Here is a 15,340-nt window from a genome sequence, read left to right as displayed (position 1 = left end):
GACCAGATTATTGTTTTGTCGCTATTTCTTTAAATTTGTCAAGTGTCACGTTTTCAGCGTTAATCGTCACGGCTTCTTTTACTGCCGCAAACAATTTTATGTCGCCGACCTCTTCAACTATTCTGGGACGATAGTTCTTGTCAGCGAGAATGCGCTTGGCATAGTCGGTCAGTGTGTCATCGTCCATATTAGTCATGCCGTATTGAGCAAACTGCATGGAGGCAATCATTTTGGCGTGTCCGATGAGATCCTGCTCTTCAATCTTTATCTGGCATATCTCACCGATACGCTCTTTTATGAGCTGCCATTTCAAGCCCTGCTCCATTTTTGCATATTCCTCGTCGATGTTAGCGTCGTTGAGTTCGTCGTTACGACGTATGAGCCATTTTTTGAGAATTTCTACAGGCAGTTCCATGTCACCGTACTTTTCCATCATAGCTTTTTCAGTGTCAACTCGGAAAAGCATTTCGCTGTTGCGTGAAAGTTCACGGGCAATCATGTCTTTCAGTGCATTGCGGTACTCTTCTTCGGTAGTGGCTTTGTCTTTGCCTAAAACATTGTCGTATAGCTCCTGACCGAGTTCAGCAGGACGCAAAACGATAATCTCCGAAATCGATAATTCGAAATCACCTTTTATATCGGCAGCCTTGCTCTTGTCGACACCAAGCATCGAAGAAAGCTCTGCGGCATTACCTTCACACGTTTTCCACGGATTGAAAACTACCTTGTCATTGACCTTTTTACCGATAAACTTGTCGGCTTCCGCTTTATCCTTGAAATACATGGGAGCTACGATGCCGTTTATCATCTGTATGGCGTCGTCGGAAGTCTTTACGTTTCCGGCTTCGTCAAGTTCCATTATCGAGCCTTTAACAAGAGAGTTGGCTTCAACTTCTTCGCCGGGCACCTGTGCGCCGAAGCGTTCACGGAAGTTCTTGTCCTGCTCGTTGATCATATCCTCGCTTACCTCTATGTTATAGTAAGGAAGGTGAACGTCTTTGTCAAGTGTGACATTGATTTCAGGAACAAGAGCGAGTTCATAGCTGAACGAAAAGTCTTTCTCGTTCTTAAGGTCAAGTTCCTTTACCTCCACGGGTATAGGCTCGCCGAGTACGGCAAGTTTATTGTCACGGATGTATCCTATCACGGCGTCATACACTTCGTTGTTTATGACATCGCTGGTCACCTGCTTTCCAAAGCGACGGTTGAGCTCGCCAAAAGGAACATGTCCCTGACGAAATCCGGGAATGGCATGTTTCTTTCCTATCTCTTTAAGTTCCTTTACAACTTTGTCCTTGTAGTCGTTCTCTTCAATAGACACGTTGAGTTTTGCACTCACTTCGCTGGTCTTTTCTAATGTTACGTTCATAAAATTATATTTGTTTCTACCTTGTCTGGTTTAATTTCGGCACAAAATTAACTCGAATATCTTCATAAAACAATTTAAGAGAGCTATTTTTATCCCGATGTTGTTTAATTACAGCAAATGTCATGCCAAAATTTATTAAAAACGCATCTCGACACACAATTCTGTTGTGCAAAATTAAAGAATCGAAGAGAATTTTACAAATCGGGAAGAATAACTAATAATTTCGTTAGAAACGCTTGCGCAACTAAAATATTCGTTTTATATTTGCCGTAATTAAAAACAGCAGCAATGACACGACAGAAAAAGAAAGACAGCCTGACTGACAAAGAAGAGCAATTGATGCATCTCTTCTGGGCGCATGGCCCCCTATTTGTAAAGCAGCTCGTTGAGTTGCTCCCCGACCCTAAGCCACATTTCAACACCGTATCGACTTTCGTAAGGATACTGGAGAAAAAAGGCTTCGTGTCGCACAATGAACTCGGCGGCTCATATCAGTATTACGCAGTGGCTCGCATGGAAGACTTCCGCCGTAAAAGATTCGGTAATCTCATAAAGAGTTATTTTGGCAACAGCTACTTCGGAGCTGTATCTACTCTGGTCGAAGAAGAAAAGATAACGGCCGACGAACTTCGCGAACTCATCGAACTTATCGAGAAGAAAAATTCCAAATAACAGACTACGCACCGCATGGGTACACTATTCACATACTCTCTGTCATCAGGCATTATATTAATGGCTCTGTATGTCATATACAAATGGCTGCTTGCAGGAGAAAATCAGCATGCCTACAACCGCACTATAATATTATGTATATATGTAGTAGCCTTTCTATATGTTCCGATAGCCGGTGTATACGGCCGGCTGTTTTCTCCCGAAGAACCGGCATCTGTTATTGATACCGATCTGACAGTATTATTACAGACCATCGCGTCAGTTGACGAAGGCAATGCATATGTAGCCCCCGTTTATCCGCTTGTCATAATAGCGTTATATATTGCCGGAGTCGTAGTGATGACCACGAGCACGCTTATTGTGTGGATGCGTATAATGAAGCTGATAGCCCGTGGTGAAAAACGGCAGAAAGGCCGTTATACGCTGGTGTTGATTGATGATCATAATGTAGCCCCGTTCAGTTGGATGCGATATATAGTGATGAGCCGCGACGATTATTTATCGGCCGGAGAAACGATAACGCTTCACGAGACAAAACACCTTCAGTGCATGCACTGGATAGACATGCTCGCAGCTCAGGCGGTGCTGGTTATAAACTGGTTTAATCCGGCGGCATGGCTTATGCGCGAAGAGCTGAAAGCCATTCATGAATATCAGGCCGACATGTCGGTGCTTGAAAGCGGCGTAAATGCACGCCAATATCAACTGTTGTTAATAAAAAAGGCTGTCGGCGCGAGATTCCCGTCACTTGCCAACAGCCTGAATCATAGTAAACTTAAAAAACGTATCACCATGATGTTATCATCAAAATCAAGCAAGTGCCGTCGGTGGCGAGCCCTTGCTCTGGTACCGGCTTGCGCAGCCGCACTCGCAGTAGTCAATCTTCCGGCAATCGCATCGGTTATTTACGATGTGGAATCAGCCGATTTCGGTTCGGCTCTTGCCTACGATGACAAAGTTAACGATTTTCCTGAAGAAAGTCAAATTCTAACTATTTCCGACGTACCGAAGGAGTTTGCTTCCGATGAAGTCGGAGAAACGGCGTCGGAACGGTCTTCGGATCAGGCCAAAGCTACCAAACCGAAGTCGGTAAATAACGAACCTTATCCTTATTATGTGACTGGACAGGTCGTTGATGAAACCGGTAAACCTATAATAGGCGCCATTGTGAAGTCAGATGATGGAAAGCGGGGAACTGCGACCGATACCGAAGGTAAGTTCAAATTAGAGTCGGCAGACAAGAATGTGAAATTCAAAGTCATGTATATCGGCTATAACACACTTGACATATCATGCAATAACGGGGCTTCCGTTAAATTGACACTTGAACCAGATAAGGAACGTGAAACCCCGTCGGGCAGCTCTAAATCGAGCAACATCAGCGTTGTAGGCTACGGCGATATGAAAAAATCCGATATGACGATGAGTATATCGGTTGACCGAGAAATTACACCTGAAATACTTGACAAAAGCGAGATATTATATGCCGGTAAACGAATATCAAGAGAAAAATATGCCGCATTGTCTCCCGAGATAAAAAAGACAGCATTTGTCATAACTGAAACTGACAATGATAACTCCACTACAACAAGAGTGATTATCCCGAATAGTGACAATGATAAAAGCACTGTTTACATGATCGACGGCAAAATCATCAATGAGGAAGATTTAAAGAATTTATCTCCTGACAATATAAAGAGCATAACCGTAAATAAGAAAAACAATGTTGTCGTCATCGAAACGATCGATAAAAAATCGGATGGTTCGTCAACCACCACTACGGTTACCACTACCACTGCTACATTTGACGACTGACAAAATATACATCTTTTTCATACTACAAAGCGCATCCTCCGATTGTGAAACCGGGGGATGTTTCTTTTTATGTAATTTATTAGTGTTTTTCCGACGTTTTTTAGTATTTTTGCAAGCCTAAAACCAATCAAATAATAACTTCAAAACAGGCATATATGGTTGTTTTCTTTAAAAAAGGTGCGAATCACATCATTGCGGTAGAAACTACACAGCGTTTTGATGACGAGCAGCGTCAGAAGTTGTCATGGCTTTTTGATGGCGCCACTCCCCTGTCAGCCACTTCGTTAAAAGGACGGTTTGTAGGTCCGCGTCGCGAAATGATTACCCCTTGGAGTACAAATGCCGTAGAGATAACCCAGAACATGGGTCTCGAAGGCATAACGCGTATTGAGGAATTTTATCGTACGACGGCAGAGCATCCCGAGTTTGACAAAATGCTCCAGCGCGTTTATGACGGCCTTAACAGCAAGATTTTCACTGTGGCCAAGACTCCTGATAAAATTGTGTACATCGACGACATATCGGAGTACAACAAGGCCGAGGGTCTCGCATTGAGCCCCGACGAAGAACAATACCTGCGCGACCTTGGCAAGAAGCTCGGACGTAAACTGACCGATAGTGAAGTATTCGGTTTTTCACAGGTAAATTCGGAGCATTGCCGCCACAAGATATTCAACGGTACATTCATCATAGACGGAGAGGAAAAACCGTCGTCGCTTTTCAAACTTATAAAGAAAACATCACAGGTCAACCCCAATAAGCTCGTCTCGGCCTACAAAGACAATGTAGCGTTTATCGACGGCCCGAAGGTTGACCAATTTTATCCTGTAAATCCTGATAAGCCTGACTATTTTGAGGTAAAAGACCTTGACACTGTCATATCGCTCAAAGCCGAGACCCACAACTTTCCTACGACGGTAGAGCCGTTCAACGGCGCTGCCACAGGTACCGGCGGCGAAATCCGTGACCGCCTCGGCGGAGGCAAGGCCAGTCTGCCCATTGCAGGAACAGCCGTATATATGACATCCTATCCTCGTATGTCGCCCGAGCATCGCTGGGAACTTATGATGGACCCGCGCGCATGGCTGTATCAGACTCCCTGCGATATCCTTATCAAAGCTTCAAACGGAGCTTCTGATTTCGGCAACAAATTCGGCCAGCCGCTCATATGCGGTTCGCTGCTTACATTCGAGCACGATGAAAACGGTAAGAAGTATGCTTACGACAAGGTTATAATGCTTGCCGGTGGTGTAGGATTCGCCGCAAAGAAAGATGCCATCAAGGGCATACCCGAAGCCGGAGAGAAAGTTGTTGTCATGGGTGGTGATAATTACAGAATCGGCATGGGCGGAGGTGCAGTATCTTCTGTTGAGACCGGACAGTACGCCAATGCTATCGAACTGAATGCCGTACAGCGTGCCAACCCTGAAATGCAGAAGCGTGTAAGCAATGTAATACGGGCTCTTGCCGAAAGCGATGACAATCCCATCGTATCGATACATGACCACGGTGCCGGCGGACATCTTAACGCGCTTTCGGAACTCGTGGAGACTACAGGCGGAAAGATTGAGATAGGCTCGCTACCTGTAGGCGACAAGACTCTCTCGGCCAAGGAAATTGTAGGAAACGAGAGTCAGGAGCGTATGGGTCTTGTAATGAAAGAAGATGATATAGAATACGTAAAACGCATCGCCGACCGTGAGCGCGCTCCATTCTATGTGGTTGGAGAGACAACCGGCGATGACCGCTTTGTATTTGAACAACCCGACGGCATCAAGCCCATAGACTTGGCAATGGCTGATATGTTTGGCAATTCACCCAAGACAATAATGACAGACAGCACCGTCATCGACACATACAAAGATATTGAGCCCGATACTACAAAAATAGAGGAATATCTGCGCGACGTATTGAGTCTTGAAGGTGTTGCCTGCAAGGACTGGCTCACCAATAAGGTTGACCGATCGGTGACAGGTAAAATAGCTCGTCAGCAATGTCAAGGTGAAATACAGCTCCCATTAAGTGATTGCGGCGTCGTATCGCTTGACTACACAGGTAAAGCCGGTATTGCCACATCTATAGGCCATGCTCCTCAAGTGGCTCTTGTTGACCCGGCAAAAGGTTCTGTAATGGCTGTGGCCGAAGCATTGACCAACATCGTTGCCGCACCGTTGGCCGACGGACTAAAGAGTGTATCGCTTAGTGCCAACTGGATGTGGCCTTGCAAAAATCCCGGCGAAGACGCGGCTCTTTACAGAGCGGTTGAAGCATGTAGCGACTTTGCATGTGCACTCGGTATAAACATACCGACAGGCAAGGACAGTCTGTCAATGACGCAGAAATACGGTGATGATAAGGTTTATGCTCCCGGTACGGTAATAATTTCGGCTGCCGGAGAGACAGGCAATGTCAGAAAGACCGTATCGCCGGTACTTCAGCAGAAAAAATCCACATTATATTATATAGACTTCTCCGGCGACACGCTTAAACTCGGAGGATCGGCCCTCGCACAGACTCTTAACCGTCTTGGAAAAGAAGTGCCTTCAGTTACCGATGCCGAAAAATTCAAAGCGACATTCAATGCAGTCCAGAAATTGGTTAAGGACAACGCTCTTATCGCAGCTCACGACGTATCGGCCGGAGGTCTTGTCACCGCTTTGCTTGAGATGACGTTTGCCAATGTCAACGGAGGTATTGATTTCGATGCGGATGCATTTGAAAAATTCGGAGAAACCGATCTCGTGAAGATTTTGTTTGCCGAAAATCCGGCACTTGTAATACAGGTTGCTGACGCTAAATGTGAGAAAGTCGAAAGCCTTCTTGATAAAGCCGGCGTGCGTTATTGTGCCATAGGTGCTCCTTCGAAAGAGCGCACTCTCGTTGTAAACCACGACGGCGCGCGTCATATGTTCTTTATCGACTATATGCGCGATGTATGGTTCAGGTCTTCGTACCTTATGGACGCCGTACAGAGCGGAGAGAAATGCGCCGCCATGCGTTTCGACAATTATAAGAAACAACCTATACGTTTCCGTTTCCCGAAAGATTTTGACGGAAAACTCGCTTCCCGCGGTCTGAAACTGCGCCGCGACGGTAAAACCGGCATCCGTGCGGCTATAATCAGGGAAAAGGGCGTCAATGGCGACCGAGAGATGGCTTATTCGCTTTATCTCGCTGGATTCGATGTGAAAGATGTCCATATGACCGACCTTATGTCAGGACGAGAGACCCTCGATGACGTGAACATGATTGTATTCTGCGGCGGCTTTTCCAATTCCGACGTGCTCGGATCGGCAAAAGGCTGGGCTGGAGGTTTCCTTTGGAACGAAAAGGCCAAAGCTGCTCTCGAGCGTTTCTATAAACGTAACGATACGCTGAGCCTCGGCATATGCAACGGCTGTCAGCTCATGATCGAATTGAACCTGATAGCTCCCGAACATTCGCGCAAAGCCCGCATGGAGCACAATATATCACATAAATTTGAATCGCAGTTCCTAGGATTGTCCATACCCGAAAACAATTCGGTCATGCTCGGCTCCTTGTCAGGCTCCAAGCTCGGTATCTGGGTAGCTCACGGTGAAGGCAAGTTCAATCTGCCCGAACCGCTTGAAAAATATAATATCGTGGCCAAGTACAATTATGCCGCCTATCCGGGAAATCCCAACGGTTCACGTGCATCGGTAGCAGGTATAGCATCAGCTGACGGACGTCATCTTGCCATGATGCCCCATCTCGAACGCGCTATCTTCCCGTGGCAGTGCGGATACTATCCGGAGACTCGCCGTAAGGATGACATAACTCCGTGGATAGATGCGTTTGTAAATGCCCGCAAATGGATTGAAAAAGTAACCAAATAAGATTAAGTACACTTACCTATGGGTGGTTTTTTTGGTGTTGCAAAACACGACGAGTGCATCAACGAACTTTTTTATGGCGTTGATTACAACTCTCATATGGGGACAAAACGGGCCGGAATAGCTACTTGCAGCGACGGCGTGTTTACACGCTCCATACATAATATTGAAAATGCTTATTTCAGGTCCAAATTTGAAGGTGACTTGAAAGACTTCAGCGGTTTGGTCGGCATCGGTGTCATAAGTGACACCGATGCTCAACCGATTATCGTCAACTGTCATCTCGGCAAGTTTGCCATAGTGACCGTAGGCCGCATCAACAATATAGTGCAGCTTGAAAAGGAGTTGCTTGCGAAAGGACATCACTTTTGCGAACACAGCTACGACATTATCAATCCTACGGAAATGATAGCTGCGCTCATAAGCGAGGGCACTGATTACGTATCGGGCATAGAGAATGTGTATAGACGCGTAAAAGGCTCATGCTCGATGTTGTTGCTCACTGAGGACAGCATTATAGCCGCTCGTGACCGATATGGCCGTACTCCCGTTATAATAGGTGAAAAAGACGGTGCGCATGCGGTTACAAGCGAGACATGTGCCTTCCCCAATTTGGGCTATAATGTATGTTACAATCTCGGTCCGGCGGAAATAGTCGAAATTAAAGCCGACTCGTTCACGCAGTTGAAAAAACCGGAGGAGCCGATGCAGATATGTGCGTTTTTGTGGACCTACTACGGATATCCCGTATGTGAATATGAAGGCAAGAATGTCGATCAGATGCGTTATGACTCCGGACTCGCCATGGGCCATAAGGATGACACTGAGGTCGACTTTGTAAGTGCGGTTCCTGACTCGGGTATAGGTATGGCCTTAGGCTATTCGCAAGGTAAGGGAGTGCCTTATCAGCGAGGTATCGTGAAGTATACTCCGACATGGCCCCGCAGTTTTACTCCGAGCACTCAGGAGCGACGTGAGCTTGTTGCCAAAATGAAGCTTATTGCCAATAAAGCGTTGTTGAAAGACAAAAGAGTCATATTTTGTGACGATTCAATCGTGCGCGGTACTCAGTTGCGCGACAACGTCAAGGATCTTTTTGACTGCGGAGCAAAAGAAGTACACATACGCATAAGCTGTCCGCCGCTTATATATCCGTGTAAATATCTTAATTTCACGGCATCAAAAAGTGACATGGAGCTTATAACACGTCGGGTTATAAAAGATCTTGAAGGCGATCCTGACAAAGATCTTGACCAATACGCCACTACCGACTCGCCGAAATACAATGCAATGGTCGAAGCCATAAGAAAGCAATTGGGCCTCACTTCGTTAAAATTCAATTCAATCGAAACGATAATAAAAGCCATCGGATTACCGAAATGCAAAGTATGTACCCATTGTTTTGACGGGTCAAGTTTTGATTAGGTATGCGAAATTTGGCGAAAATCGACGAAAACGTTATCTTTGTGATAATTTAATAGAGTATAGTAATTTAATTATCTAATATCTTTAATCATGAGTTTAAACATCATTGTGCTTGCAAAACAGGTGCCCGACACCCGTAATGTAGGCAAGGATGCGATGAAGGAAGACGGCACCATCAACCGTGCGGCGCTTCCCGCGATCTTCAACCCTGAGGACCTTAACGCCCTCGAACAAGCTCTTCGCTTAAAGGACGCCAATCCCGGCTCGACTATAACTTTGCTGACAATGGGATTGCCGCGTGCATCCGAAATAATACGCGAGGCCATCTATCGCGGTGCCGATACCGGTATCGTGCTTACCGACCGTACACTTGGTGGAGCCGACACATTGGCTACGTCCTATTCGCTCGCTCAGGCAGTGAAAAAATTTGGCAACTATGACATCATCCTTGGCGGTCGTCAGGCTATTGACGGTGACACTGCTCAGGTTGGCCCGCAGATTGCCGAAAAACTCGGACTGCCGCAGGTGACTTATGCTGAAGAAATACTTGACTTGAAAGACGGCAAGGTTACTGTTAAGCGTCGTCTCGAATCAGGAGTCGAAACTGTTGTGGCTCCCCTGCCCTGTGTCGTTACCGTAAACGGATCTGCCGCCGAATGCCGGCCGCGCAATGCCCGCCGTATACAGAAGTACAAATACGCGGTGTCGCCCAGTGAAAAAGAGAAATTGAGCGACGATCTGAAAGCAGTTGTTGAAAAACGTCCCTACCTGAACCTGCAGGAATGGAGTGCCGCTTATGTAGATGCTGATCCGCAGCAGATCGGTCTTGCCGGATCTCCGACCAAGGTTAAAGCTATCGAAAATGTCGTGTTTACCGCCAAAGAGAGCCGCACCATTGAAAACAATGACACAGAACTCGAAGATCTCGTAAAAGAGTTAATAGCAAACCATACAATCGGCTAACCGTCTAAATATTTTGACAATTATGACTGATAACAATAATTTAATCGTATATTGCGAGTACGAAGACGGCAAAGTTGCCGATGTAAGCCTTGAACTTCTCACAAAAGGCCGTGTACTTGCCGACCGTCTCGGCGTAAAACTCGAAGCGGTAGTAATAGGCGACAAACTTGACAACATAGAGGAGCAGATTTTCCCCTATGGTACGGATGTAGTATATAAGGTTGAAGACAAACGTCTTTATCCCTATACTTCCAATCCTCATGCTGCAGTGCTTATCAATCTGTTCAAGGAGATAAAACCGCAGATATGCCTCATGGGTGCTACATGCATAGGCCGTGACCTCGGTCCGCGTGTGTCTTCATGTCTGCATAGCGGTCTGACAGCCGACTGTACCGCATTGGAGATAGGCGACCATAAAGACCCCAAGACCGGCAAGGAATACACCGATCTGCTGTATCAGATACGTCCTGCATTTGGCGGTAACATCGTTGCTACCATCGTGAATCCCGACTGTCGTCCGCAGATGGCTACAGTACGAGAAGGCGTTATGAAGAAAGAGATCAAAGACCCCGCATACAAAGGTGAGGTTGTGGCTCTGGATGCCGGCAAATATGTAAAACCGGAGGATTTTGTCGTTGAGATTATAGACCGTCATATCGAAAAATCCAAAGTAAATATCAAGAACTCTCCTATTATCGTTGCCGGCGGTTATGGTATGGGCAGCAAGGAGGGTTTCGATTTGCTCTTTGACCTTGCCAATACTTTGGGCGGTGAAGTCGGAGCATCCCGTGCGGCGGTTGATGCCGGTTTTGTCGAGCACGACCGTCAGATTGGTCAGACAGGTGTGACAGTACGTCCTAAACTTTATATAGCATGCGGTATTTCCGGTCAGATCCAGCACATAGCCGGTATGCAGGAAAGCTCGATCATAATTTCAATTAATAATGATCCTAACGCGCCTATAAATACAATTGCCGATTATGTAATCACAGGTAATGTCGAGGACGTTGTACCTAAACTAATCAAGTATTACAAGAAAAATTCCAAGTAAGCCATGGCTAATTTTTATAACGATAATCCAAGTCTTAAGCATCATCTGACTCACCCTTTGATGCGTAAGATCATTGAACTGAAAGAGCGTAACTATACCGATGCAGAGAAGTATGACTATGCTCCGTTCAACTATGATGATGCGATGGACTCATACGAAAAGGTCCTTGAAATCGCAGGCGAAATCAGTGGCGACATCGTAGCGCCCAATGCCGAAAGTGTAGACCATGAAGGTCCACACGTTGTAGATGGCCGTGTGATATATGCCGAAGGAACCCAAAAAAACCTTGACGCTCTTGTAAAGGCAGGACTTATGGGTATATCTCTCCCCCGTCGTTACAACGGTCTTAACTTCTCACTTGTTCCTTACATAATGGCAGCCGATATGGTAAGCCGCGCCGACGCGGGCTTTGTTAACATATGGGGCCTTCAGGACTGTGCAGAGACTATATATGAGTTTGCCGACGAAGATCAGCGTCAGCGCTATCTTCCCCGTGTTTGTGCCGGTGAGACTATGGCTATGGATCTAACCGAGCCCGATGCCGGAAGCGACCTTCAGGCTGTAATGCTCAAGGCTACTCCCGACGAAGAAAACGGCTGCTGGCGTCTTAATGGCGTAAAACGTTTTATCACCAACGGTGACGGAAACATTGCACTTGTTCTTGCCCGCAGTGAGGATGGCACAAAAGACGGCCGCGGCTTGTCAATGTTTATTTATGACAAGAACGACGGAGGTGTAACTGTACGCCGTATCGAGAATAAAATGGGTATCAAGGGTTCTCCCACCTGCGAACTCGTATTCAAGAATGCAAAGGCCGAATTGTGCGGTTCACGCAAACTTGGACTTATAAAGTATGTCATGGCGCTTATGAACGGCGCCCGTCTCGGTATCGCTGCGCAGTCGGTAGGTGTTTCTGAAGCTGCCTATCGCGAGGCTCTTGACTATGCACGCGATCGTCGTCAGTTCGGTAAAGCCATCATTGAATTCCCGGCTGTATATGAGATGCTGTCGGTAATGAAAGCAAAGCTTGATGCTTCACGCTCATTGCTTTATGAGACCACACGCTTCGTTGACATGTACAAGACATACGAAGATATAGCACGTGAACGCTCGTTGACACCTGACGAACGCGCCGAAATGAAGAAGTATTCACGTCTTGCCGACGCTTTCACTCCGCTTGTCAAGGGCTTGGGTAGCGAATATTGTAATCAGAACGCATACGACAGCGTACAGATACACGGTGGTTCCGGCTTCATGAAGGATTATGCTTGTGAACGTATATATCGCGATGCACGCATCACTTCCATCTACGAGGGCACAACCCAGCTTCAAGTCGTTGCAGCCATCCGCCATGTCACTACAGGCACTTATCTTAACCAGATAAAAGCTTATGAGCAAGAGGCTATTGCCGACGAGTATGCACCTGTACGCGAACAGCTTGTGGCACTTACAGAGAAGTATGCCGCCGCAGTAGAGAAGGTAACATCAACCAAAGACTCCGAATATCTTGACTTTATGGCTCGCCGCCTTGTCGAAATGGCCGGAAATATAATAATGAGTTACTTGCTTCTGCTTGACGCTACGCGCAACAACGAGTTTGACGCATCGGCTCGAGTATATTTCAATATGGCTAAGGCAGAAGTTGCCAAACATGCTGAATTCATCGATAGCTTTGATCCGTCAACCATTTACCTTTACAGAAAGGCATAAAAGCAACTGACCTTACAAAAGTGAAGAGCCCGGAAAGTTATTGTTAACATCCGGGCTCTTATGATTCATGAAATATATGTTACGGCTGGCTGTACGAAGATATATCTTCTATACTCACAAGTTTGCTTACTATAGCATATATTGTAAGGCCTGCTGTAGAATGTATCTGTAGTTTTGAAGCTATGTTCCTACGGTGGGTCATGACAGTGTTGACCGACACATTCATGTTTGCGGCAATCTCTTTGTTTGACAAGCCTTTTACAATACACTTGACCACCTCTTTCTCTCGTTTGCTTATGGCTTTTGTTTCATCGTCCACCCTTTCTGACTGCAAAAGTTGCATTACCGTGTTTCTTATCGTGTCGATACTGTCATAGATAGATACGGAAGCATCATACATCTCCGTTATGCATCCCGGAATTGCCGAATAACAAATAGCGACCAAACGACATCGTCCGTCTGTCAGGTCTTTTATTTCCGATATATATTCATGCGACATAAGCATAGGTTCTACAATAAGAACCGACGGTTTTATATCACACTTTTTCTGAAATTCACAATATGAATCAAAATCGGTTACGGTAACTGAAAATTCTTTTATATTGCTAAACAAACTGCTTATCCCCGATATAAGCAATTGCGATTGCGTTATCACGCCTATATTTACATGTTTCATCGTACCGATCTATTGATGGTCATTTTTCATTTCAATCATCGTTACAAGAGGTATCAGTATCTGATTCTCTATGTCATTATGACAATCAAGATCCTCTTCGGCATTGTATAGATCCACCAATACGTCATACATACGATTGGGCTTTGACGTTGTATAAAAACGGAGTATTATGTTTTTAAGTTCGGTCAGTTTCTCCCCTATTTCATCATGATTGCGTTTAAACTCTGCTATGCTATAATCACATGATTTCTCTGACATGAGAGTGCGTATATAAGGAAATACGGTTTTCTCTTCGTAACTGAAGTGTTTTTTTACCTCTTCAATATAGCTGTCAAAAAATGATATTATAGCAGGATTTATGTCATTATGGCAGTCATCGAGTGCTGCAAGAAGATTACGCCGTATATGGGGAAATTTATATCTCAGAAAATAATCGTGACTATTATGTAGAAAGTCCACAATAGCAAGCGGAGATACAGAAGCCAACTTATCAGCATCAAGTTTGCCGCTAAGAATGAAGTTTACTATAAAAAGAAATACATCGGCATCAATATTGTTTTCACGACACACTTCATCGATGCGCTTGTTTTGGAAGCCTAAAGGCACATTAAAGCGACTCAACACCGGCAGCAGATTATAATTTTCCTCTATGAGGTCGACTAAATTGTCTTTACCCGAAAAAGCTCGAACATGTTTCATAATAGCACGAAGTTAATGAATTGTGTAAAAAAAGCCAAAAACTATCTTCAATTTTAGTTTAGGACATATTTACGCAGGCTATCAATTATTGGACCAAACTTATTTCAATAATCCTATTGATGTGTACCGCTATTTTTTGTAATTTTGCGTCGTAAAATAGAGCCGAAGAGTTGGCTCATTACATCTGAAAAGGTGTTATTTGAATTATCTTCTTTTAGTAAATTCTCGCAAAATTCGCTAATAGACAGTAAGATAAGCACAGATAATGCCTGCATCGGTAGCATATACCTACCCTCTTTAGTGGGGTATATATAGCTTCTCGGTGTGGGTTTGCTGTCTATCCACTGTCTAAGGCAATGCGAGAAGCCTACTAAAAGGGATATGCAGAGTACAATCCCACACCTTTTCTATATCTATTCGTAACCGCTTTATAGGGATTGTGAAGCACCTAAACATTGTTTTACAATGAAACACAAACTTAAACATCTACAGTCGCTGGTTGCTGTAGCTCTATGTGTCATTATGGCAATGGCTTTCACTAGCTGTAGCGATGATGACGATGAACCCTCGTCTGACAATTTGGCTGGTTCAAAATGGGAAGTCATTTCTGCTACCGATGAAGATGTCAAGGCAGGCTTGACAATTGAGTTCAAAAATGACGGCAATTGTGTACTCACTCCTAGAGATTGGTCTTACTCCAAGTGGTCTGTCTCCAACGGCAAACTGAAAATTGTATTAGGTGAGGGCGAGCCTGATGACTACATGGAAGGTCAGTTCTCCATCTCTGACAAAACTGCGACGTATACCTATTCTTGGTATGACTGTGGCGGCAAATGGGGTGGCGAAAAAACCTATTCCATGACCCTTAGAAAGAAATGAACAAGTTGTCTCCTATAAGTAATACAACGCCACTACATAGCAGACATCACAGTCACAAACCTTAAGCGACGTTCTATTTTCTTATTACGGTATCGGATTCCAAGGGTTGATCTTTGGCTCATTCGGGATATTTTCAGCGTATCGGAACAATATGCGGCTCGGAAAATTCCCTAATGAGCTAAGGAATTTCCGGATGGCGTATAAGGATTACATGTAATACATCGTTA

At 45.1% G+C, this 15,340-nt stretch carries 11 protein-coding genes; 8 read left to right on the top strand and 3 right to left on the bottom strand.

The window, feature by feature from the left end:
* Positions 1-7 precede the first annotated feature (7 nt).
* Complete coding sequence (locus FW767_RS05450) at positions 8-1,369, bottom strand: trigger factor (protein ID WP_121698968.1); 1,362 nt, start codon at positions 1,367-1,369, stop codon at positions 8-10.
* Positions 1,370-1,657: 288 nt separating this feature from the next.
* On the opposite strand from FW767_RS05450, the gene FW767_RS05445 reads away from it, so the two are divergent.
* The 7 genes from FW767_RS05445 (at position 1,658) to FW767_RS05415 (ending at position 12,859) form a co-directional block, all read left to right on the top strand.
* The gene (locus FW767_RS05445; protein WP_121698969.1) at positions 1,658-2,041 is read left to right on the top strand and encodes a BlaI/MecI/CopY family transcriptional regulator; all 384 of its coding nucleotides are present in this window, start codon (positions 1,658-1,660) and stop codon (positions 2,039-2,041) included.
* 15 nt (positions 2,042-2,056) lie between these two features.
* Entirely contained in the window at positions 2,057-3,856 is a 1,800-nt protein-coding gene (locus tag FW767_RS05440; RefSeq protein WP_121698970.1) for a M56 family metallopeptidase, read from the top strand.
* A gap of 134 nt (positions 3,857-3,990) precedes the next feature.
* Positions 3,991-7,713, top strand: coding sequence for a phosphoribosylformylglycinamidine synthase (gene purL / locus FW767_RS05435; protein ID WP_262714005.1), 3,723 nt, complete (start codon positions 3,991-3,993; stop codon positions 7,711-7,713).
* An 18-nt stretch (positions 7,714-7,731) separates the two neighbouring features.
* A complete protein-coding gene (locus FW767_RS05430; protein ID WP_121698972.1) occupies positions 7,732-9,135 on the top strand; it encodes an amidophosphoribosyltransferase in 1,404 nt (467 codons plus the stop codon).
* Between the two features lie 90 nt (positions 9,136-9,225).
* Complete coding sequence (locus tag FW767_RS05425; RefSeq protein WP_121698973.1) at positions 9,226-10,098, top strand: electron transfer flavoprotein subunit beta/FixA family protein; 873 nt, start codon at positions 9,226-9,228, stop codon at positions 10,096-10,098.
* Between the two features lie 22 nt (positions 10,099-10,120).
* Complete coding sequence (locus FW767_RS05420) at positions 10,121-11,149, top strand: electron transfer flavoprotein subunit alpha/FixB family protein (protein WP_121698974.1); 1,029 nt, start codon at positions 10,121-10,123, stop codon at positions 11,147-11,149.
* A 3-nt stretch (positions 11,150-11,152) separates the two neighbouring features.
* Positions 11,153-12,859 carry an acyl-CoA dehydrogenase family protein gene (locus FW767_RS05415; protein WP_121698975.1) on the top strand — a complete coding sequence of 569 codons (1,707 nt, stop codon included), beginning with the start codon at positions 11,153-11,155 and terminating at the stop codon, positions 12,857-12,859.
* Positions 12,860-12,938: 79 nt separating this feature from the next.
* Here the strand turns inward: FW767_RS05415 and FW767_RS05410 are convergent, their stop codons facing one another.
* Together FW767_RS05410 and FW767_RS05405 are read right to left on the bottom strand one after the other, a co-directional pair.
* Positions 12,939-13,535 carry a response regulator transcription factor gene (locus FW767_RS05410; RefSeq protein WP_121698976.1) on the bottom strand — a complete coding sequence of 199 codons (597 nt, stop codon included), beginning with the start codon at positions 13,533-13,535 and terminating at the stop codon, positions 12,939-12,941.
* Positions 13,536-13,544: 9 nt separating this feature from the next.
* The gene (locus FW767_RS05405; RefSeq protein WP_121698977.1) at positions 13,545-14,234 is read right to left on the bottom strand and encodes a hemerythrin domain-containing protein; all 690 of its coding nucleotides are present in this window, start codon (positions 14,232-14,234) and stop codon (positions 13,545-13,547) included.
* A 465-nt stretch (positions 14,235-14,699) separates the two neighbouring features.
* On the opposite strand from FW767_RS05405, the gene FW767_RS05400 reads away from it, so the two are divergent.
* On the top strand, positions 14,700-15,113 hold the full coding sequence (locus FW767_RS05400) for a hypothetical protein (protein ID WP_121698978.1): 414 nt from the start codon (positions 14,700-14,702) through the stop codon (positions 15,111-15,113).
* Positions 15,114-15,340: the final 227 nt, after the last annotated feature.

Origin of the sequence: Heminiphilus faecis (genome assembly GCF_008728965.1) — a bacterium.
GTDB classification, from domain to species: Bacteria; Bacteroidota; Bacteroidia; order Bacteroidales; family Muribaculaceae; genus Muribaculum; species Muribaculum faecis.
The sequence above is the reverse complement of the archived record's forward strand: the minus strand, read 5'-3'. Positions and strand labels throughout refer to the sequence as shown.